This window comes from Candidatus Nitronereus thalassa (genome assembly GCF_032191465.1).
Classification (GTDB): domain Bacteria; phylum Nitrospirota; class Nitrospiria; order Nitrospirales; family UBA8639; genus Nitronereus; species Nitronereus thalassa.
Genome location: NZ_JAQOUE010000001.1, coordinates 1,421,053 through 1,441,887 on the forward strand (window position 1 = coordinate 1,421,053; position 20,835 = coordinate 1,441,887).

Below are 20,835 nucleotides of genomic sequence, written 5' to 3' on the forward strand. Positions count from 1 at the left end.
AAAAATAGAGACCTGCAACCATGGAGAACATCCTATACAACCTTACCCTCAATAATATTGAAGGTTTAGAACCGATTCCGATTCTTGTGCCAGGTTACTCTTAAGGTTTCCTCACTCAATACTCGGACAATCCTGGCCCTAACATAAGTCAATACCGGGTCACGAGCGCTATCGCGTTGAAATTACGACAAGTGGTTTGGGAGGCCATCAATGAAAGTTTGGTGCCATAATTCCAGAACCAACAAGTCCCAGAGTTGCGCCCCATGGTCATCCCCTTCCGCACAATGTTTGTGCAATAAGCCTTCAACCCTATCCTGCTGGAAGTATCCACGTTGTTTCGCCCGTGATGACAAAAGAACATCGTGAACCATCTCGCGCAATTCAGTACGAAACCAGCCTTCCAAAGGGGCACAAAACCCCATTTTGGGACGATCGAGTAAAAGGTCTGGGACTTGGCCTCGAATGCTTTCTTTGAGAAGAAACTTTTTTGTGCCCCCAGACAATTTCATATGGGAAGGCAACGTCGCCACAAACTCCATCAAGACATGATCTAACAATGGGGAGCGTGTCTCCAAAGAATGTGCCATCGTGGCTCGATCCATTTTGACCAAAAGATCATCGGTCAGATACAAATTCACGTCGGCAGCTAAGGCTTCATCCGTACAATCCTTAGTGTCCGACTCTTCAAAGACTCGTTCAAATAATCCCTCCGGATCACTGTGAGTCACGGTACCCTGAAAATCCGACGTGTATAGCCACGTTCGATCTTCGGCCTGAAAATGGGCTCCCCATCGGGCATAACGACGCCCAGGCCGCTGTGCCAACACATGCACCCATCGCGCGAGTTTCCTGAAAGGTTGAGCTCGCTGCCAGGAATCGGGTAATGCATGAACCGCCTTGTCCGCGATACGTCGAATGCTCAGCGGAAGCACATCGAGGTTTCGCACGAACCGATCCGTCACATACCGGTCATATCCCGCGAAATTTTCATCTCCGCCATCCCCATTCAACACCACCGTCACATGCTCGCGGGTCAGTTGAGCAATGGCAAAGCTGGGAACTGCCGATGAATCCCCAAACGGTTCATCATAATGCCAAACCAGGCGAGGAAGAATATCATGGACTGGTGCTTTCACCAGCAGTTCTGTGTGTTCCAAGCCATAGCGTTGTGCGACGATTTTCGCGAATTCTCGCTCATCAAATGCACCATCATCAAAACCCGCACAAAACGTTTTGACAGCTGACGTAGCTTCTTTGGCCATGGCAATCACCACAGCCGTAGAATCCACCCCGCCACTCAGAAATGCGCCTAAGGGGACATCACTGATCATTCGCAACCTAACAGCTTCGGCCATCTGACTTTGCAGCTCTTCCAAGGCATCTGGAATGGATATCATCCGCTTAGGAACATATCGAAGCTTCCAATATTGCCCCATCTCAAGACGCCCGCGATGTAGTTCAAGCCAATGAGCAGCCGGCAGCTTGTATATGCCCCGAAAGGCCGTGAGGGGCGCAGGAATATATTGCAAGCCTAGAAAATGGTCGATTGCCACGGGGTCAGGCTCTCGAGGAATATCAGGATCAGCCAACAGGGCCTTAATTTCAGATCCGAACACAAACCGATCAGGACCGACATGATAATACAAAGGCTTTTTCCCGACTCGGTCTCTCGCCAGAAACAATTTTCGTTGGCGGCGATCCCAAATGGCAAACGCAAACATGCCTCGAAAGTGCTCAACGCAAGCTCGACCATATTCCTCATACGCATGGACAATGACTTCCGTGTCACTGGTCGTTCGAAAGCGATGGCCCTTTTGCTGAAGCACCTGCCGCAGTTCTTGAAAATTGTAGATCTCCCCATTAAACGTGACCCAAACTGATCCATCCTCATTACTCATAGGTTGATTGGCATGCTCGCGCAAATCGATGATCGCCAGGCGTCGATGCGCCAACCCGACGTTGTTATCGATCCAAACCCCACTCCCATCAGGACCACGATGGAACAAGGTATCGGACATCCTAATGAGGTCCTTCTCCCTCACCTGACGATGTTCATCGAAATAGACTGTTCCACAAATTCCACACACAGGAAATCCTCTTTTGGCTTGGAGAATGTCAGAGCGACAATCGTAGAAAGGTAATTCAGAGGCTCAGTTACGCCCACACAGCGCAACCGCTGGGATCGGAGAAGTCTTCTCTGGAAGCTTAACGCCTAAAATCTTCGCGTAAAGCTTTTCAATTCTGTCGAGACGCTTGGCAAACGAAAACTCTGTTTCAATACGATGCCGACTTGCCTGTTGCATCCGACGCAGAGTCTCAGGATTGTCCAAGAGCTCTAGCACTCGGTTAGCAAGTTGAACAGGAGATTGTTGAGGGACGACAAATCCCGCCTCACCATCCACCACCAACTCTTTTGCGCCAGCGACATCAGTCGTCACTACGGGAACGCCTAAGGCCATAGCCTCCAAGATACTATTCGGCAGACCTTCACGCAGCGAACTCAAAACGAAAATGTCAAAAGCGCCATAGACAGAAATTAAGTCTCGCCGATACCCCGGGAACAAGACATTTTCGGAGATTCCTACCGACTCGGCTAACTCTTGCAGCTTCGTAAGAAAGGTCCCATCTCTACCCTCACCCACTAGGACAAAACGAGCCTGAGGGTACTGCTTGGCCACCAAGGAAGCCGCCTGCAACCATGTTTCCAAATCTTTCTCTGGCATGATCCTCCCGACATATCCAATCAGTGGGGCATCCGCAGAAATGCCCAATTCTCTCCTAAAGTCAAAAGTCACTTGGTCTGAAGACCACACGTGAGGCTCTATCCCATTATGAATAACACTGATTTTTGATTCTGGAATTCCGACCGCGACCATTTCCTGTTTGGTGGATTCGGATACGGCAATGGTATGATCAAATCGCGACAGAATAAATTGATCAAGCCTTTGATACAGAGAACCCATCGCATCGGTCATGACCCAGGCATGTTGAGTCGAAAGGAATGTCAGGCCTCTTTTCCTAAGCCACCATTTGAGCAAGTAGCCAAAAAAATCAGTCTTGTAGTCATGAGCATGAATAAGGTTAATGTCATGTTCCACAATAATATCGCGAAGCTTCAAAAGAACTTTGAGATCGAATTTCCCGTTCTCCAAAATTTCGTAATACGTTAATCCTCGCTTTCTCGCCATATCAGTAATTTGAAACTCGTGATCGTTGACATCCCGAAGATATGCCACCACTACCGTCACTCTAGCAGGATCATGCTGTTGAGCCGACAGCAATATGGTTTTGTCTGGCCCTCCTCCCCACTTGTAGGTACTCCGCAACTCTAAGAGACGAATGTCAGCCATTGTTTTCCTACCTCCATTACACCTTTCCAAAAGGCATCAATCGTTTCACGTCCCCCACAACCGAGATGGCCCACTCTCTGAGTGTATAGAGCTCATGCAATTGGGGAGCAAAGGACCTCGGACGTCCATAGGTCACGGTTTTCGATGAAACTGGTGCGGATTCATCAGGGTTCGCTTGAAAATAGGCATGCAGATACCCGTTTACCAACAACAACACTAGAGGACGAGTTAACCGACATGTCTTAAACGAAAGAAGGTCAGACACTGAGGCCGAAAAGAAAAATTCTGATTTTTGAAGAAACATCGACCGTTTTGTGTTATCCGCATGCTTGGCTGCAAATTTGTACACGTTACTTTTTCGAATATCCTGGGCGGACCACGTTTCTGTCGGAATCTGAACTCGATCTAGCACTTGCTTATACGGAACCTCATGCTTCACCATCCACTCGGCATAGTGCAGAAGGCTGGCTTTCGCATATCCGTACATTTCATCAAGCGCATCACATTCGATTTTAAAATCAAGATAGGTTCCCAGAACCTGTAAAAACACCAGGTAGGACCATCGATATTCAATGTCAGTCAGATTCCGCTCTTCAATACGATCATGTGGATGAATGCATCGGCGAATCAGTTCTTCGGCTTTGCTAAGATACTTGATGTTTTGAGTCAATCGATAGCCATCAATTAAGGCATTAATCGAGTTGCCTCCTCCCCGACCAGGTCCATGGTAATCACGATGAGTGGAGGCACTTGCCAAGCCGCGAGGTCTCCGGTCAATGAACCCAAGAACACCCGAGCGTCGCTGGTCCATCTCAATAACCCAATCCGCCAAACCTTCAACCGTATCAGACGCCAGAGAGTCCCCGGTCAAAAAATAATACAGGAGCAGTCCGCTCGTATAGTTATGCTCATTCGAAGGTCCCCCACCATAGTCCTGTACTCCATCAGGATCTTTGTTCGCGCGAGAAAATGCACGATGGGTCCCCGTCGAAGCATCAAAGTAATGATCGGTATGCCAAAACATTCCTCCGTTATACGCTGGACGATCTTCTTTCGTATGGTAAATATCGATGTCAATTACATGGCGAGCGAGATCCTGGGCTAACTCATACCAACGATGTTCCCCGGTCCGTAAGAACTCAACTAACAGGCCATTGATCACATCATATTGATTGTTGTAGTGAGAGATGCGTGGAAATGGTCCCCGGTGGCCAACGGCTTCATGATCCGCATACACTTCGCCAAAATTTCTCCAACCATATTCGTCGATAATTTCCCGCCGATCAAAGAAGGTGTGCTCTCCAATAATGATGCAGTCAATCAGCCGCAAATACGCATCATTCTTATCGTGGTTTCGAGGGAGAAGATAATTGACAGCTTTTGATTTCGCATACCACTCGGGATCATTTCTGACCATCAAGGGGGCATGAATCCAACCTAAACTTTCCCTCTCTTGGGCAACGTGATCGAAACACAAATACAGCTTATGAGTTTTTTGCTCACCACCCTGAAGTTCGAATACGTCGTGATATTGATGCGGAAATAATCGAAGAGTGATCTGGTCACGATTACCCTCGAGAGCCTTCGGAAAGTTTTGCCAAAAGCCGTCAATCGTTGCCGACACGCACTGATGTTCATTTTCCCATTGAATGACAGGAGTTGCACGACTCCCCTCCTCTACCACAGAATCAGCAACCGTCACTCTATACCCTGGAAAGGTATTCATGACCTGTCCCAGACGGTTGACATGATTCGTGCTCTTCCAGTTCTCTCCTCCACTTGAATCCTGATACACTTGCACTCTTGAGCCTTCATGAAGTTGCGAAGACAAGGAAGGTCGGGCTTGGCATGTCACGCTGCTCCCATTCGTCGAAGAAAGGGCTAATTGAAGAGAAAGATCTCGAAAAAAAATCGACCCGTCATCCCCCAAATCCCACATACCTCCAGGATGACACGCCGCCCTTGGGTTTCGGAGGGTAAACGCCAGCGCCACCAGTCCACTGTCTCGGAAGAAGCTTAGCCTGGCAATAAAATCGGCCATTGCTGTCAAGTCCGTTGAAAACGAACCTTCCACCCGTAAAGTCACGCGAACCGGCCCGGAGGCTTCGACTTCGACCGTGGAAATTCTTGGGTCCCACACCTTGCCAGAGTCATCCGTGAGGACAAAAGCACTTTTCCCCTGATCAAGGAAAGAAAGGCCATTCATTACCACTTGTTCAAAAGGCTGAAACATTGTGGGATTGAGAGCAAAGCACACCTTCCCGGTATCCACTGTCAAGGCATCTCCTTCCCGATGGATCATCGAGAATTCCGATGGCGCCCCCCCGTGACTTTCATGACTACGCCCCACGGTATACTCCACGGTCTGATGTGGGCCTACTGTGGAAAAAAAATCAAACAATGCCCATTTCACACTCCCATCCGGCCACCGAGCAAGGACCTGCATTTGAAAAAGACAAGAGTGACCCTCCTGATCCAAAAGAACGAGCTGCGTCGAATCCACCACTATTCCTATGGGAAAAGGAAGGCCGATGGTGACCGGTTCGTGAATACGATCCACCCCCAATGTCTCTCGGAGTATAATGGGACAGACATTCTCCACGGAAGTCTTCACCAACGACAGTTTTCCCGATGGCGCAACACTAGTTTTCATACTTCACCCTCATGGAGCCACTTGATCAATAGAATCATGTTTCTAGGATATTCGATTTGTTAAACGAATGAAAAAGCGGAAGGATGAAAGACCCTGAAAATCGTTCTTGTAAGTTTCGAGAGGAAATTAACCACAACGATCCACCACCGATCGAGTCTTTTGAAAAATCTGCTCCCAAGTGAATTCCGTTAGAACACGTTGACGACCATTGTCACCCAAAGCTTTTGCCCTTGTTGGATCTGACAGCAACGTCCTCACGGCATCACAAATTGCTTCAATCTGAGTCCCATCAACTCGGAAACCCGTCACGCCTTCTACAATGGCATCCTCCGTCCCACCACTTGTCCCGCCGATGACAGGCTTTCCCATAGCCGACGCCTCAAGAAACACAATCCCAAAGCCCTCGATATCTTCTCCGATCTGACGATTGGGCATGACAAAGATATCGCCCGCAGCATAATAGCCGGAAAGTTCATCATCAGGAACTTCCCCAGCAAAGACGACATGATCAACCACCCCATACTCATACACGAGATTTTGAAGATACGCGCCATCACCACCAATCCCAACAATAAGGTATTTCACCGTTGGAAATTCATCCAGAATTTTTGGCAACGCTTTAATGACCATATCTTGTCCTTTTCGGCAATTCAATCGTCCGACGGTTAACAAGACGGGATCTTGGCGCAGCTTATGGCGCTCACGAATCGCCTCTCCAGAAGTGTTGGAATTATTGAATAACTCACCGCTCACCCCAGGGTTAATAATATGTATGTTATGAGCATGCGTCCCGATATTTTCCAATATGTGTTTGGTGTTTGTTGAATTGGCAATTACGGCTGCCGCTCCGTTGTAGATCTTTGGCATGAGCCACGAAAATTTTTTGGATGTGAGGTGCGTCTGTATTTCTTCGCCATGCGCATACAGGAGGTAGGGAACTCGAGTGACCCACCGCACGAATAAGGCAACGAGGCCTTCCGGCAATACCCTTGCCACATGAATTTGCTTGATCCCATACTGACGAGAAATCTTGCAGACGTTGATGACGGCATGGACGTAGCCACGCAACGCCCTAACATTAGTTGGATCCCAATCGGCAAAGTTCATGGAAATTCGCTCAACGGGAAATGAAAGAGTTTTGTCAACCTTAGCGCCTTGCTCACATTCCTCGGTCACAACAACAACTTCACCGGACTGATATCGTCCATACGTATTAAGCATCCACGTGATAGTGCCGCCTTTGGCCGGCAAGAAGTTTTGCGTCAGCACCAATGTAGGGATAAAGTGTTTTGTATTCATACAGCATCCAATTGAGTAATCGTTTTCCTGATTTTCACCACAGCTGGCACACCCACAGCTACGCATCCCGGTGGCACAGAGGCCAGGACGACCGCATTAGCTCCAATTTGGCAATCATCTCCAATTTCAATAGGGCCAATGAGTTTTGCTCCGGCCCCCATATATACCCGATTACCAATACTAGGCACGCCACCTCTTCCCCACCGATCACCGATAGTCACTCCCTGATACATTGTGCAATCCTCACCGATAACCGCATCGGGATGTATCATGATTCCCCCAAAATGATGGATCCGCATCCCTTTGCCGATGCAAGCCTGAGCAGGGATGGAAATACCCGTCGTTATTTCAATGAGCCTCTCCACAACAAATCGAAAAGGCTGGGTTGGGATACCCTGTTCGAAAAACCACCGAAAAACTCGATACCCGAAAAGGGCAATAAATCCTTGAGAAAGTAGCCCTCGAGTTAATGTCCAAAGACTCCCATCTTCCTCACGAAGCCGGCATATATCACCTTGGACTGTGGACCAAAATCCTAAGGCTTTTTCTTTTTGGCAATCACTGTCGTGGGAGAAGGCCATTGTTGTGAAAGAACCTTATTTTCGATAATTTTTTATTAGGGGGATCTCGAACCCAAGCAGAATATTGTCCGGGAGAGTTTAACCCTTAGAGGGCAAAGAGGTGAGACAAGCCACCTCCATGGTGATAATTGTGATCCTGTGAAACTAGCGGCACAGGAAAGAAAAAGCTGCTATTGGAAGAAAATAACAATGCCCACACCATCTGACCCTAAATTCGGTTTTAGAGATGTGTGGTAGAGGAAAACAGAAAACGATGAAAGGGAACTATTTAAAGAAGGTGAAGGTTTCTGGGATAGCGGTAAGCCCCAAAAAAATCTGATTGGTTTGGGCCGTCGCTCCAAATTGGCCCCCAGACTCTTGATTAACATACGAGTAGGTAATCCCTGCGTTGAGCCATCTCAACAGAGCTAAATTCAGCCCACTCCGTACCTGATAAGAATCCAAGTCAATGAGAGGACCGGCTAATGATCGATTCCGACTATACCCCAAATGGAGAAAACCACCCACTAGACGAGTAAAAGATTTTTGAAAAGTCAAAACCGCATTTTGATTGAGCGTGGAAGAAGCGGCCACCCCGCCACCGGCGGCAATTTGTTGATTGACACGAAGACCAATGCTTCCATCTGGAAAGTTTTTTGTAATTTCCGCATTGCCATCAAAATTTATCCGTGTCGTGTCCACCTCTGTATTTGTCACCGAGACACCAGCATTCGCAATAATTGGAATGGTTGGAGTCAACTGATAATTGGTTCCCATAAACACGCCATGGCTTGTAGCGGTTCCATTGGCCCCTGGGGCTGTTGTCGCCCCACCTGAACTAAATTCAATACTCTGAAAATTATAACCCCCACTAATTTTCAATTTTTCAGAAACTCTATAGGACAAAGTTATTGGAGATTCATGGGTGAGAGAATCTTGAAGGCCCCCTCGAAAAATATTGGTATATTGAACATTTGCATTCCAACGGGGAGCAAGAGCATAACCGACAAAAATTCTGGCTTGATTTTGAAATGTTGTCGTTGTCCGCTGAGTAAAGACCCCCTGATTATCCAAGGAATTACCAGCTAATCCTCCAATACCCCCAAGTCCACCGACACCAGCGCCACCGACCCCAGCCGCCCCGACACCAGCCACTCCCGCACCTCCCGCAGGTCCTGCTCCTCCAGCAATTTCAGTGGCACTCGAGAATATGTTACTATTTCCTGAAAACGCAGGTTGATCGGGTGCAAAATTAAAAGATTCGTTGACTCTCACCTCTAATTTTTTGGAAATTCTATTGAGAAAAGGAAGATCGATAATAAGATTCATCCCCTGGGAAACGGTATTGGCCTGAGAATTATTGACATAAAACTGGGCACTAGCGGTATACGTTCCACCTAACTTGACGTGTTTATTTTCAAAAATCAGCGTCAATCTAGGAGTGACAAACGTCCCAAAATCATCCTTCTTATTTGCAAAGGTGAAAAAGAGGTTATCTGTATATTGCTCAGATACCGAAAGGGAGGTATCTAAAGTCAACTTGGCATGAGAAGGGGAAATAAATAATCCAAGAAAAAGAATCCCAAAGAGAAGACTTAGTAATGTTTTCTCTTTACTTGGGATCATAACCTGCCCGTGGTACTCATAATGACATTATTGACTTAGATTGGCGTATTGTATGGGTGAATTAAAGAGTTGGGTTTGATGCAGTAAAGAATTAATCTACTGAAATACTAAATTTCCCCTTAAAAGTCAATGAGTTCCTTAAAATAATTTTTAAGGTTTTTTTAACCTATTCATCTAAATTTAGAAAAATATACGGAAAAAATTTTGTTTACAACACGGCTTTTGGCTACCTTTTCATCCCACTAATTAATATTCCGCCCAACTTTTAATGTATAAATCGTCAATCGTCTTCCGGCTGAGAGCTTCGATAAACCGCTCGGCTAATTGCAAATTGGTGATAAGCGGGATGTTCATATCCACCGCTTTACGGCGAATTTGATAATCATTGGTCAATTCGGCAGCCTGAAAATTTTTAGGGATATTAATGACCAAATCGATTTTTCCTTCGCTCATGTAGTCCAGGACATTGGGCGTTTCCCGCTCCATGGGCCAATGCAGTATTGTTACATCCATGTCATGCGATGCCAAGAATTCGGCTGTTCCCTGAGTGGCAAATAATCTCATGCCCATCTGAATCAAAAGACGAGACCATTGGAGGAACGCTGCCTTTGATTCGACCGGGCCTGTTGACAGGAGAACATTCTTTACTGGTATCCGATAGCCGACGGACAATAAGGCCTTTAAAAAAGCCTCCTCAAAATCATCCCCAAGACAACCCACTTCACCAGTAGAAGCCATTTCCACTCCTAGGGCAGGATCAGCCCCATCCAACCGCGTGAAAGAAAACTGCGGGGCTTTGACTCCAACCACTTCCAACTCCGAATGCCTCCCTTCGTGCAACGGAACGATTTCACCCATAATGACTCGCGTCGCGCAATCAATATAATTTACCTTGGAGACCTTTGACACAAATGGAAAACTTCTCGATGCACGGAGATTACATTCGATGACCATCACTTCATTATCTTTGGCCATAAATTGAATATTCACGGGGCCATTAATTTTCAGGGTTTCTATAATCTTTGCACTGACTTTTTTAATACGCCTGACAGTTTCCAAATACGTGCGTTGGGCCGGAAACACCAAGGTCGCATCCCCTGAATGCACGCCGGCATTTTCAACATGTTCTGAGATCGCCGACAACACAAGCTTGCCATGACAAGCCACCCCATCCATTTCCAATTCCTTAGCGTTTTCCACAAATTTGCTAAGGACAATGGGAAACTCTTTGGAAACTTTGGCAGACCGCGCAATAAATTTCTCGAGTTCTTCATGATTAGAGGCCACTCCCATTGCGGCCCCACTCAGGACATAAGAAGGCCGTATGAGCACAGGATAGCCAACCTTCGAGGCAAAGTTTTTTGCCTCCTCAACTCCAACCAACTCACCCCACGGCGGTTGTTTGATATGCAAATGGTCCAGCAGCTGAGAAAACTTGTGCCGATTCTCCGCCTGATCAATAGAGACGGGTGACGTCCCCAGCACCCGAACTCCGGCTTGATCCAACGCCATCACGAGATTATTTGGCGTTTGTCCGCCCATCGACACAATCACCCCAATTGGCGATTCCTTTCTGCAAATTTCCAACACCGCCTCTAAACTTATTTCCTCGAAATATAGGGCATCGCATTCGTTATAATCTGTACTCACCGTCTCTGGATTGTAATTCACCATGATTGTCCGGTAATTGAGCGCGCGTAGCGTGTTAACCGTATTCACACAACACCAATCAAACTCCACCGAACTCCCAATTCGATATGAGCCAGACCCCAACACAATCACGGAATCTCGCTTTTCGACCTGCAAATCATCTTCATCCCCATGATAGGTCAAATACAGGTAATTGGATTGGGCAGGATACTCTGCCGCCAAGGTATCGATTTGCTTCACACTGGGATGAATGCCATGACGTTCGCGGGCCTGTCGAACTTGAAATTCTTCGATGCCACAGAGCTGTCCGATTTGACGATCGCTAAATCCAGTTTGCTTCGCACCTCTAAGCAGTTGACTGGATTCCAGGGGATGCGAATTTTCTCCCAACTGCTTCGCGATCTGAACAATATGCTGAATTTTATAGAGGAACCACTTTTCAATATGCGTGAGTTCATGAATTCGATCGAGAGACATCCCCTGCTGCATTGCTTCCGCTACAATGAAAATTCGTTCCGGCGTGGGTTCGCTCAATTCCAGTTCAAGGCCAGATACCTTTGAACGTTCTTTATTCCCCACTAATCCCTGAACCCCAATTTCCAACATGCGAAGTGCTTTTTGCAGAGCCTCTTCAAAAGTCCGACCGATGGCCATCACTTCGCCCACTGATTTCATTCCGGAACCGAGTTTCTTTGACACCTGGTGAAATTTTTTCAAATCCCATCGAGGCATCTTGATAACAAGATAATCCAGTGCCGGCTCAAAACACGACTTGGTCACCCCCGTCATGGAATTGGGTAAATCGGCAAGGTTGTACCCCAGTCCTAATTTCGCCGCGACATAGGCCAGCGGATACCCCGTAGCCTTCGAAGCCAAGGCTGAACTTCGCGAGAGTCTCGCATTCATTTCAATCACGCGATAATCGCCTGAGGCTGGATCCATGGCAAACTGCACATTACATTCCCCAACAATCCCCACATGCCTCGCAATGCGAATCGAGACATTCCGCAACCGATGATACTCTTCATTATTAAGAGTTTGGCTTGGAGCCACCACAATACTTTCACCGGTGTGAATTCCCATGGGATCCAAGTTTTCCATGTTACACACCGTCACGCAGTTATCGTATTGGTCCCGAACCACCTCATATTCAACTTCTTTCCACCCTGTCAGATACTCTTCAATTAACACCTGACCCGTATAGGAAAAGGCCTTTACCGCTCGTTCTTTTAACTCCTCTTCCGTCTGGCATATACCGGATCCTAATCCACCCAAGGCAAACGCAATTCGCAACATGAGAGGATAGCCAATGTTCTGTCCAATTCGTAGGGCATCCTCAACCGACTCTGCGACAGCACTTTTGGGAACATGTACGTCGATCTCACCTAATCGCTTAACAAATAATCCGCGATCTTCAGTTTCACGAATGGTTTGTACCGTCGTTCCTAAGACTTCTACAGAAAATTCTTTCAAGACCCCCGTCTCCTCGAGGGCTAATCCACAATTCAACGCCGTTTGACCGCCAAACCCCAGCAAGATGCCATCGGGGTGTTCTTTGGCAATCACTTTTTTGACAAACTCTGGCTTCACCGGCAGAAAATAGACTTCATCAGCGAGATTTTCAGAAGTTTGAATAGTGGCAATATTGGGGTTTACCAACACCGTGGTGATCCCCTCATCCTTGAGTGCCTTAATCGCCTGGCTTCCCGAATAATCAAATTCTCCAGCTTCACCGATTTTGAGCGCACCACTTCCCAGAATAAGGACTTTTTTGGGTTTCCGAATTTCAGTCATGACAAGATTTCACTTTACCGAACTCATTAATCCATTGACTCATAACATTTTCGTTAAAGAAACATTCGCTACAGCATATCGATAAACCGATCGAACAAATACGAGGTATCCGTCGGCCCTGGTGCGGCTTCCGGATGAAATTGCACACTCATAAATGGTTTTGATTGATGGCGAATACCTTCATTCGAACCATCGTTGGCATTCACAAACCACGGCATCCAATCAGAAGTTAAGCCATTCGGCTTCACAGCAAATCCATGATTTTGCGAAGTAATATAACAGCGATCGGTCCCTAACTCTCTGCAGGGTTGATTTTGACTTCGGTGTCCAAATTTCATTTTATAGGTTTCGGCTCCAGCCGCCAGTGACAGAATTTGATGACCAAGGCAAATCCCAAACACTGGGCGATTGCCCTGGAGCAAGCGTCGGACTATCCCGATTGTGGCTTCGCACATTTGAGGATCACCCGGACCATTCGAGATCATTACCCCATCAAAATCCTCGTGCAAAAAATCATAGTCCCAAGGTACTCGCTTCACCTGTAAACCACGACCAACTAAGCTGCGAATGATATTGAATTTTCCCCCGCAGTCTATTAACACTACTGTCTTTTTCCCGTTTCCATACATTAATGGCTCTTTCACACTCACAAATTCTACTAAGTTGTCACGATTGGGATCATAGAACTCTTGCTCCTGGCCAGTCATGAAGATTTTTCCTAGCATGCTCCCTCGTTGACGCAATTTTTTCGTCAACTTTCGAGTATCAACACCATAAATTCCAATCACCCCATGTTCCTGCAACCATTTATCAAGGCTTTGCTGTGCATTCCAATGAGAATACTCAAACGAATAGTCTGTCATCACCAACCCTTGAATATGGACCTGATCAGACTCGAAGACATCATTAAGTCCGTCCACCATTTGGGCCTGAGGCACGCCATAATTCCCAATGAGTGGATACGTTAAGGCTAAAATTTGCCCTCGATAGGAAGGATCAGTCAACGTTTCTGGATAACCCACCATTCCGGTGTTAAAAACCACCTCCCCGGATATTGGTTCAGTACGACCAATTAATTTACCATCAAAGGAAGTTCCGTCCTCTAACATTAATATTCCGTTTTCTTGATTATCTCGCATCGGATTACCTTGCCTCATATGGGCATAATGAATGAAGTTATTACTCTCTCAACCACTGGGCCAAACTTGTAGATGAAGACTTCGTTGAAAGCAAGAGGCTAATACGGGCGTCTCAAAAACATTGGAAAAATCAAGAAAGGCAAAGGGCCAACACGGCACTACAATTGCTGAGCTCCATGGTGTTTGTTATAGTACTTCGGGCATTTTACTGGTCGCAATATCACTTTTCGTAACAATTATATCTTGAACACCCTTAATGTGATGCCATGAATCAATTCAAACGAAAACGAATTCTGGTGACAGGTGGCGCTGGATTTCTAGGCTCTCACTTGTGTCGAACTCTGCTCGATCAAGGAAATGAAGTTATCTGTGCTGATAATTTTTATACCGGCACCAAGGATAATATCATTCCTATGCTATACCATCCGCAATTTGAAGTCATCCGGCATGACATCACGATTCCCCTCTATGTGGAAGTCGATGAAATTTACAACCTGGCCTGCCCAGCCTCTCCCATCCACTACCAATTCGACCCGGTACAAACCACAAAAACAAGCGTGCACGGGGCCATAAATATGCTCGGCCTAACGAGGAGGCTTAAAGCGAAAATCTTTCAAGCCTCGACAAGTGAAGTGTACGGCGACCCCCACGTTCATCCCCAAACTGAAGAATATTGCGGAAACGTCAATCCCGTAGGCTTGCGCGCTTGCTATGACGAAGGAAAGCGTTGCGCAGAAACGTTATTCTTTGATTACTACCGGCAATTTCAACTTCCCATCAAGGTCGCCAGAATTTTTAATACCTATGGCCCACATATGCACCCTAATGATGGGCGAGTCATTTCCAACTTTATTATTCAAGCCCTCTTAAACCGCCCCATTACTATATTTGGTGATGGTTCACAAACTCGGTCGTTCTGCTACGTTGACGATCTTATTCGGGCATTCGTGGACTTCATGGCCAGCCCCAACGATTTTCCTGGCCCCGTAAACCTTGGAAATCCTGAAGAGTTCACTATTGCGGAATTAGCCCATCTTATCATTGAACTAACAGGAACAAAGTCAATGATAGAGTATCAACCCTTGCCTTCTGATGACCCTACGCAACGCTGTCCTGATATTCGTTTGGCAAAAGAAAAATTAGGATGGGAACCACAGGTCCCACTTCGAAGCGGATTACTCAAAACTATCGAATATTTTGAGGAGCGGATTCGTCATGCGGCTCTAACATAAGTAGCAGGAGCCATCGAATCTTTTACATCAAGGCCTAACTGTTTTTCAATTTAAGTATTGGCCAAAGACGTCATTGGGGGCAGCAATCACACAAAACGAAAAGTTTTCTTAGAGATTTGCGCAGGCTGCCGCCGTTCCGGTGCATGTCCGGCCAGAGTATGGCTTAAATTCTTCCAACCACTTCTGAGTGATACTTTTCCTCAGCGAAAGCCGGTCAAATCCTAAAACCCAAAACTGATTTGGCCCGGTCCTTGGAAAATACTACGAGATCCCTAGACTTACACCTTGTATCTTCGGGTTCCGTGTCGTCATTCTTAACAAGTTTGATTATCAGGTTTTCGGATAAGATCCCTGCCTCTGATTAAGTGCCCTCACCCATACAACAAACGGTAAAACGCCAAGACGCAACTCACCTTCCAGGCCTAACGCCCTCATCCAACAGACCTGATATCAAGTGGGGTTGTTGTTACAGATTGGTGATTTGATCAACCGGCATGACGACTCGAGCTTGATAAGCCACAGTCTTTAATAGCAGAGTCACTCGTTGGCGATCACTCATTTCACTCTCAAATACCGCCTCTAAACCCCGCAATGGCCCATCCTGAATTCGAACCTTTTGCCCTGGTTGGAAAGGAGTACAATTTGACATGTCTACCCACCCCTGGGTCATCCTGTCGCGCATTGCTTCAATAATCGATGAATCCACCCGCGCGAGGGTGTCTCCAAAGGTGACGACTCTGAGGACGCCAGTACAAAATTGCACTGCCCGGAATTGCACAGCAGGGTCAAATTTGACAAACAGATACCCTGGAAATAATGGCAGGATGACCTCTCGTCGAACACGTCGAATGATTTTTTCCTGTTTCCGATGGGGACAAAATGATTCAAGGCCCAACTGATCCAAGTTCTGACCTGATGCTTTTTCCGCTCGATTTTTCACATGCACAAGAAACCAGTGTGATCTCGGTACATCCGCCGACTTTCCTGTTTCGCTTGCAGAAAAAGATTGAGTTTCAAGAAGGGAAGTAGAAGCAATCATATGTATTGTGTAAGAACCTATTCGATCAAGCCAACGTTGGCAAAGTGCAAAACACACCGCTCGGGTCATGCGCCGGATGCTGATATAACCGTCCAATCATAGGAAGAGACTCTCGGATAGGAGCAAAAGAAAATTCTCCCAACAACCGACGGAATCGGTCTTCCGTTTTATTCAAATTGAAGTAATGGCGAAGTCGGGACCGAAAAGGCCCGGTCATGCGAGGCTGATCCTGATCAAATTCCCATGGATGCAAGTAAAACACGAGGGATTCCCCTTCCCGTTCAACTTTTCGCATCAAACTGACAAGAAGCCAAAATGGGAAAAATCGGAAATAACCACCACCAGCGACAGGAAGTCGAGTCCATCCCAGCTTACAGGTCGAAGGAGGGACCTCCCATAAGGTTCCCGAATGCGTGGAGAGCAAGTGGGGAGAAGGGTTGGCACCTGGGATCCCATATTGGTCGTGATAGACCGGAAAAACACTGGAATCATAGGCATACCCTTCTTCTAAGAGAATTGGAAGGGCCCATAGGGTTTCCTGAGTAATGGTAAACGTTGGTGCACGATAACCAAGCACTGGCATGCCAGTCACATCTTCTAACACCGCTTTGGCTCGTTTGATATCTTCTCGAAATTGCTCTTTTGTCAGAACCGTAATCAGATCGTGTCCATATCCATGGGAGGCTATTTCATGTCCGGCCTCAGCCATGCGTCGAACTAATTGTGGGCATTTTTCTGCCACCCACCCCAGGACAAACATAGTTGCTCGTACTTGATGCGCCTCTAAACATTCCAATATTTTTTCGGTATTACGCTCAACACGACTTTCCAGCAATGGCCACTGACGACGTCTTGCGGGACTATCAAAGGCCGCCACCTGAAAATGCTCCTCGATATCAAAACTCAAGCAATGCGTTCGGCGAAGACCCGTTGCATTTTCCATGGTCACCGTGCTCCGGACCCCATTAAAATGACTCGAATGGTTCGAAAGAGAATGGATAAATCGAACCACACAGATAAATGCTTAACGTAATAAAGATCATATTGGAGTTTCATATGCGAATCTTCGACGGATGCGGCATAGTTAAACCGAATTTGGGCCCATCCCGTGAGACCGGGACGAATGGTATGACGCAAATCGTAATAAGGAATCTGGCGTCGCAAGTTCTGGACAAAAACAGGACGTTCTGGTCGAGGGCCAACGAGGCTCATCTCCCCTTTGAGCACATTAAAAAACTGGGGCAATTCATCGATGCGAAGCAATCGAATCCAGCGACCAATCCTGGTGATTCGTTGATCACCCAATTGAGCCCATTGGGCGGTGTCACCTTCAGAATCTGGGCGCATGGATCGAAATTTCCACAGCACGTAGGGACACCCCCGCAATCCAACACGAGTTTGCTTATAAAGCGCCGGTCCTGACGAATCGAGCTTGATCAACAAGGCAACTAATCCCATCAGCGGTGCCAGGATCATTAATCCTAATGAAGCTCCGATAATGTCCTCGAGGCGCTTCATCAGCAACATACCCGGCCGACGCTGAAAGCCTGACGAGAAAATGAGAGCACTCGGCTTCAATTCATCGATGGAAAGCCGTCCGCACTCACTTTCATACAACTGATGACCATCGATGACTTCCAGCCCCATGGATTTCAAATCCAAGAGCGTATCCAAGGGCATACTTCCTCGCCGATCCGTCACGCAGATCGCAATCGTTTGGACTCGGAATCGTTCGACAATCTCAAACAGTTCGTCTACGGTCCCCAATATGGGTTTTCCATCACTAGACTGCCCCACACGGGCCGTTTCTGTGGTCAACACTCCGACCACGTCGTACCAATGTCGACGCTTGGAGGTTAGAACCCGAATCAAGTCTCCCATCAACTCGCTTTCCCCAAAAATCAGGACTCGTTTTCGAGTATCCAGGGAGCGGAGAACTTGATCAAAAATTGACGGTGCTGGTTGATTGTGAATCTTCGGGGCCAGCATAGACCCAGTACTCATACGGATTCTCTAGTAACCGCCGTATAAGGTGCTCCATATGTTTCTTGTGACATAAAATATGGCATGCCGTGGGAGGAGGCATCGGTCAATAGAATACGGGCTTGCACGGTGGGTCGAAGCATATCCATGGCTTTGACCACGATCTCTTGCGGAGTGACTCCCGCTCGTACCACTAAAATTAGCAAGTCCGCCAACCCGGCCAATACATTCATATCCGCCAACGGCAGAATGGGAGGAGCATCGACAAGAATATAATCGAAGCGAGATCGCAGATTTCCAATCAAAGCTGCCAGTTGTGGGAGGCGGGAAAGAGACACGGCATGATCTTCCACCGCGCCTGCGGGAAGGACCCACATGGGAACATCGTCCATACGATGAATACAATTTTCCAGTCCCACATCGCCATGGAAGTAATCCGCAAGCCCAGGTGCTGCGGGCATTCCAACAGCTTCATGTAAGCGTGGGGCCTTAAAATCGCACCCGATCAACAACACTTGCTTTTCTAAATCACGCGCCAGGGTATACCCGAGATTGACTACTGAGGATGTTTTTCCTTCACCCTTCATGGCACTGGTCGCAAGGACAACGGTATTGGCTTGTTCGGTATTCATCAATACCAATCGCGTCGCCGCAACTCGATATTGTTCAGCAACAATGGAAGAAGGCCTCCATCGGCTGACCAAAGAAGGATTTGGGGTCAAACCTCCGCGCCATTTACCTCCGTCTGATACATTGGCAACCAATTCTCTATTCCCATTGGCTGAAGCCTCATCCCCTGAGCCAAAAGTCCCACCACCAAGAAGGAGCCCATCCGAGGACTTTCCATAGGCTGACTGAAAGCTAGGGATCGTGGCCAAAATTGGAAATCCAAGAGAAATTTCCGCATCTTCAGAACGACGGAACGTGGGATTCCATTGTTCAATCACAAAGGCGACACCATACCCTAATACACACCCAAGGAGCAGACCGGCGAGTACAATAACCGCTCGAAGAGGACCATCAGGGGTCTTTGGCAAATTGGCTGGATCCAAAATTCTAAAGCGCTCACCTTTTTGACGCTTTTCAAGATTTTCTGAAATTCGCGCATTGAGCCGTTTCTCAAGAATATTTTGGTAATTTTCCTGCATGTTGGCGTAATCGCGCTCCAAGGCCAACATCTCCTGTTCCCGTGCAGCCGTCCGATCCACTTGGCCTTGTAATTTCTCCATGGACTCCGCCAATGTTGCGAGACGACTTTTTTGAGACTCTACTTGGAGTCTTAATTCGTTTCGATCCTTGAGCAATCCTTTTAAGTAAGGGTCAAATACTTTAATTGGCTCTTGCGTTGGAGGCTCTTCCTGCTCCACGACCGGCCTGCCTGCTATTTCATCTTTCAAGAGGGCAATTTGTTGCTTGAGTGAAATCACGTCGGGATATGCACTCTTATATTCGGCTTGAAGTTTGACAAGATCCTGCTCAAGCTTTTTCAATAAGGCCACCTGAGAATCAACAGGAGTTCGAGCTGAAGAGTCTTGCTGATTGTATCCAAATTGATTCAATTTAATTTTTGAATCTGTACTGATCGCTCCGGACGCCTCATATTCACGAATGGCCTGCTCCACCAACAGCAAACGGTTCGTCGACGCATTGAGTGATTCCTGAATAGAGTTTCGCTCATTTTCTTTACGATCAAGGGTACTGATATTAGATTCCAATTGGCTCGGCAATTCTCCCATATACCGATTCTTAAATTGGCTCAGGGCCCGCTCCTTTGTTTCTAATTCTTGCCGGGCCGCCCGAAGTTCTGTCTCGAGAAAGTCTGAAGCCCCTTCAACAAATTGTTCGCGAAGTTTCAAGTTTTCCTCAATGTACTGGGAAGCCAAACGAGACGTGACTTTCATCGCGGTGGTAGGATCTTCATGGGCGAATGAGATCGTAAAAGCTTCAATGCGGTTCCGCCCCTTTGTCTCCACTTGAATGTTTTTCCTCATGCTAAGAATGGCCATTTCATAGCCTTCTTCCTGAATGACGTCTTGAAACAATCCAAACTCTTCAATGACCTTGACCAAACTGGTTCGGCTGAGTACTTGTTGTGTAATGGTCGACACACGACTGGCCACATCATCAAGCACTGAGGTTACGTATTGTTCAGGAATAGTCTGCTGCTCTACCAGAATGACGGTGCTCGAACGATAGACGTCTTTTTTAAACCAGGCTAACGTGCCGGCCACTCCGACCGAAATCATGACGATCGAAAGAATGAGCCATTTCCGGCGGATCGCGATCTCAACATAGTCTTTCACCTTGCCCTGCAGGGAGGGAGAGGCACCGCGTCCCATATACTCAAGGCTTTTTCGTTCCATGTCATGCTGTTCCATAGGATTTCGCTCCATCGTTCGAAAAATTTTTTATCAACCCCAACCTGTTGTCATCCATTTTGGCCTATTTATCTGACACGCCATTTCTCAAATTTGTGTCACTGACATTTGAGTCCCCCTGATGGCCTGTCA

Annotated in this window: 13 protein-coding genes; 1 reads left to right on the forward strand and 12 read right to left on the reverse strand. The window is 47.1% G+C overall.

Going from position 1 to position 20,835, the window contains the following annotated elements:
• Window positions 1–182: 182 nt before the first annotated feature.
• From asnB to carA, 8 genes are all read right to left on the reverse strand, one after another.
• Window positions 183–2,087 carry an asparagine synthase (glutamine-hydrolyzing) gene (gene asnB, locus PPG34_RS06415; protein WP_313832328.1) on the reverse strand — a complete coding sequence of 635 codons (1,905 nt, stop codon included), beginning with the start codon at window positions 2,085–2,087 and terminating at the stop codon, window positions 183–185.
• Between the two features lie 63 nt (window positions 2,088–2,150).
• Window positions 2,151–3,350, reverse strand: coding sequence for a GT4 family glycosyltransferase PelF (gene pelF, locus PPG34_RS06420; protein ID WP_313832329.1), 1,200 nt, complete (start codon window positions 3,348–3,350; stop codon window positions 2,151–2,153).
• A 16-nt stretch (window positions 3,351–3,366) separates the two neighbouring features.
• A complete protein-coding gene (locus PPG34_RS06425; protein WP_313832330.1) occupies window positions 3,367–6,003 on the reverse strand; it encodes an RIFT barrel domain-containing protein in 2,637 nt (878 codons plus the stop codon).
• 126 nt (window positions 6,004–6,129) lie between these two features.
• A complete protein-coding gene (locus PPG34_RS06430; protein WP_313832331.1) occupies window positions 6,130–7,302 on the reverse strand; it encodes a glycosyltransferase family 4 protein in 1,173 nt (390 codons plus the stop codon).
• Window positions 7,299–7,883: a serine O-acetyltransferase gene (locus tag PPG34_RS06435; protein ID WP_313832333.1), complete on the reverse strand. Its 585-nt coding sequence runs from the start codon at window positions 7,881–7,883 to the stop codon at window positions 7,299–7,301. Before PPG34_RS06435 ends, PPG34_RS06430 begins: the two co-directional genes overlap by 4 nt.
• A 264-nt stretch (window positions 7,884–8,147) precedes the next feature.
• The gene (locus PPG34_RS06440) at window positions 8,148–9,488 is read right to left on the reverse strand and encodes a hypothetical protein (RefSeq protein ID WP_313832334.1); all 1,341 of its coding nucleotides are present in this window, start codon (window positions 9,486–9,488) and stop codon (window positions 8,148–8,150) included.
• A 246-nt stretch (window positions 9,489–9,734) separates the two neighbouring features.
• Window positions 9,735–12,932: a carbamoyl-phosphate synthase (glutamine-hydrolyzing) large subunit gene (gene carB, locus PPG34_RS06445; protein ID WP_313832336.1), complete on the reverse strand. Its 3,198-nt coding sequence runs from the start codon at window positions 12,930–12,932 to the stop codon at window positions 9,735–9,737.
• Window positions 12,933–13,000: 68 nt separating this feature from the next.
• A complete protein-coding gene (gene carA / locus PPG34_RS06450) occupies window positions 13,001–14,071 on the reverse strand; it encodes a glutamine-hydrolyzing carbamoyl-phosphate synthase small subunit (protein ID WP_313832337.1) in 1,071 nt (356 codons plus the stop codon).
• Window positions 14,072–14,337: 266 nt separating this feature from the next.
• On the opposite strand from carA, the gene PPG34_RS06455 reads away from it, so the two are divergent.
• The gene (locus PPG34_RS06455; protein ID WP_313832338.1) at window positions 14,338–15,303 is read left to right on the forward strand and encodes a UDP-glucuronic acid decarboxylase family protein; all 966 of its coding nucleotides are present in this window, start codon (window positions 14,338–14,340) and stop codon (window positions 15,301–15,303) included.
• A 466-nt stretch (window positions 15,304–15,769) separates the two neighbouring features.
• Here the strand turns inward: PPG34_RS06455 and nusG are convergent, their stop codons facing one another.
• Genes nusG through PPG34_RS06475 form a run of 4 tightly spaced genes read right to left on the reverse strand, consistent with a single transcriptional unit; the run spans window position 15,770 to window position 20,688 of the window.
• Window positions 15,770–16,342 carry a transcription termination/antitermination protein NusG gene (gene nusG / locus PPG34_RS06460; protein WP_313832339.1) on the reverse strand — a complete coding sequence of 191 codons (573 nt, stop codon included), beginning with the start codon at window positions 16,340–16,342 and terminating at the stop codon, window positions 15,770–15,772.
• Between the two features lie 25 nt (window positions 16,343–16,367).
• On the reverse strand, window positions 16,368–17,285 hold the full coding sequence (locus PPG34_RS06465) for an XrtA system polysaccharide deacetylase (protein WP_313832340.1): 918 nt from the start codon (window positions 17,283–17,285) through the stop codon (window positions 16,368–16,370).
• 2 nt (window positions 17,286–17,287) lie between these two features.
• Window positions 17,288–18,346, reverse strand: coding sequence for a sugar transferase (locus tag PPG34_RS06470; protein WP_313832342.1), 1,059 nt, complete (start codon window positions 18,344–18,346; stop codon window positions 17,288–17,290).
• A complete protein-coding gene (locus tag PPG34_RS06475) occupies window positions 18,343–20,688 on the reverse strand; it encodes a GumC family protein (protein ID WP_313832343.1) in 2,346 nt (781 codons plus the stop codon). Before PPG34_RS06475 ends, PPG34_RS06470 begins: the two co-directional genes overlap by 4 nt.
• Window positions 20,689–20,835: the final 147 nt, after the last annotated feature.

Coding starts and splice junctions, on each gene's coding strand:
- pelF (WP_313832329.1), bottom strand. CDS start 3,350: ATGGCTGACATTCGTCTCTTAGAGTTGCGGAGTACCTACAAGTGGGGA.
- PPG34_RS06425 (WP_313832330.1), bottom strand. CDS start 6,003: ATGAAAACTAGTGTTGCGCCATCGGGAAAACTGTCGTTGGTGAAGACT.
- PPG34_RS06430 (WP_313832331.1), bottom strand. CDS start 7,302: ATGAATACAAAACACTTTATCCCTACATTGGTGCTGACGCAAAACTTC.
- PPG34_RS06435 (WP_313832333.1), bottom strand. CDS start 7,883: ATGGCCTTCTCCCACGACAGTGATTGCCAAAAAGAAAAAGCCTTAGGA.
- PPG34_RS06440 (WP_313832334.1), bottom strand. CDS start 9,488: ATGATCCCAAGTAAAGAGAAAACATTACTAAGTCTTCTCTTTGGGATT.
- carB (WP_313832336.1), bottom strand. CDS start 12,932: ATGACTGAAATTCGGAAACCCAAAAAAGTCCTTATTCTGGGAAGTGGT.
- carA (WP_313832337.1), bottom strand. CDS start 14,071: ATGCGAGATAATCAAGAAAACGGAATATTAATGTTAGAGGACGGAACT.
- PPG34_RS06455 (WP_313832338.1), top strand. CDS start 14,338: ATGAATCAATTCAAACGAAAACGAATTCTGGTGACAGGTGGCGCTGGA.
- nusG (WP_313832339.1), bottom strand. CDS start 16,342: ATGATTGCTTCTACTTCCCTTCTTGAAACTCAATCTTTTTCTGCAAGC.
- PPG34_RS06465 (WP_313832340.1), bottom strand. CDS start 17,285: ATGGAAAATGCAACGGGTCTTCGCCGAACGCATTGCTTGAGTTTTGAT.
- PPG34_RS06470 (WP_313832342.1), bottom strand. CDS start 18,346: ATGAGTACTGGGTCTATGCTGGCCCCGAAGATTCACAATCAACCAGCA.
- PPG34_RS06475 (WP_313832343.1), bottom strand. CDS start 20,688: ATGGAACGAAAAAGCCTTGAGTATATGGGACGCGGTGCCTCTCCCTCC.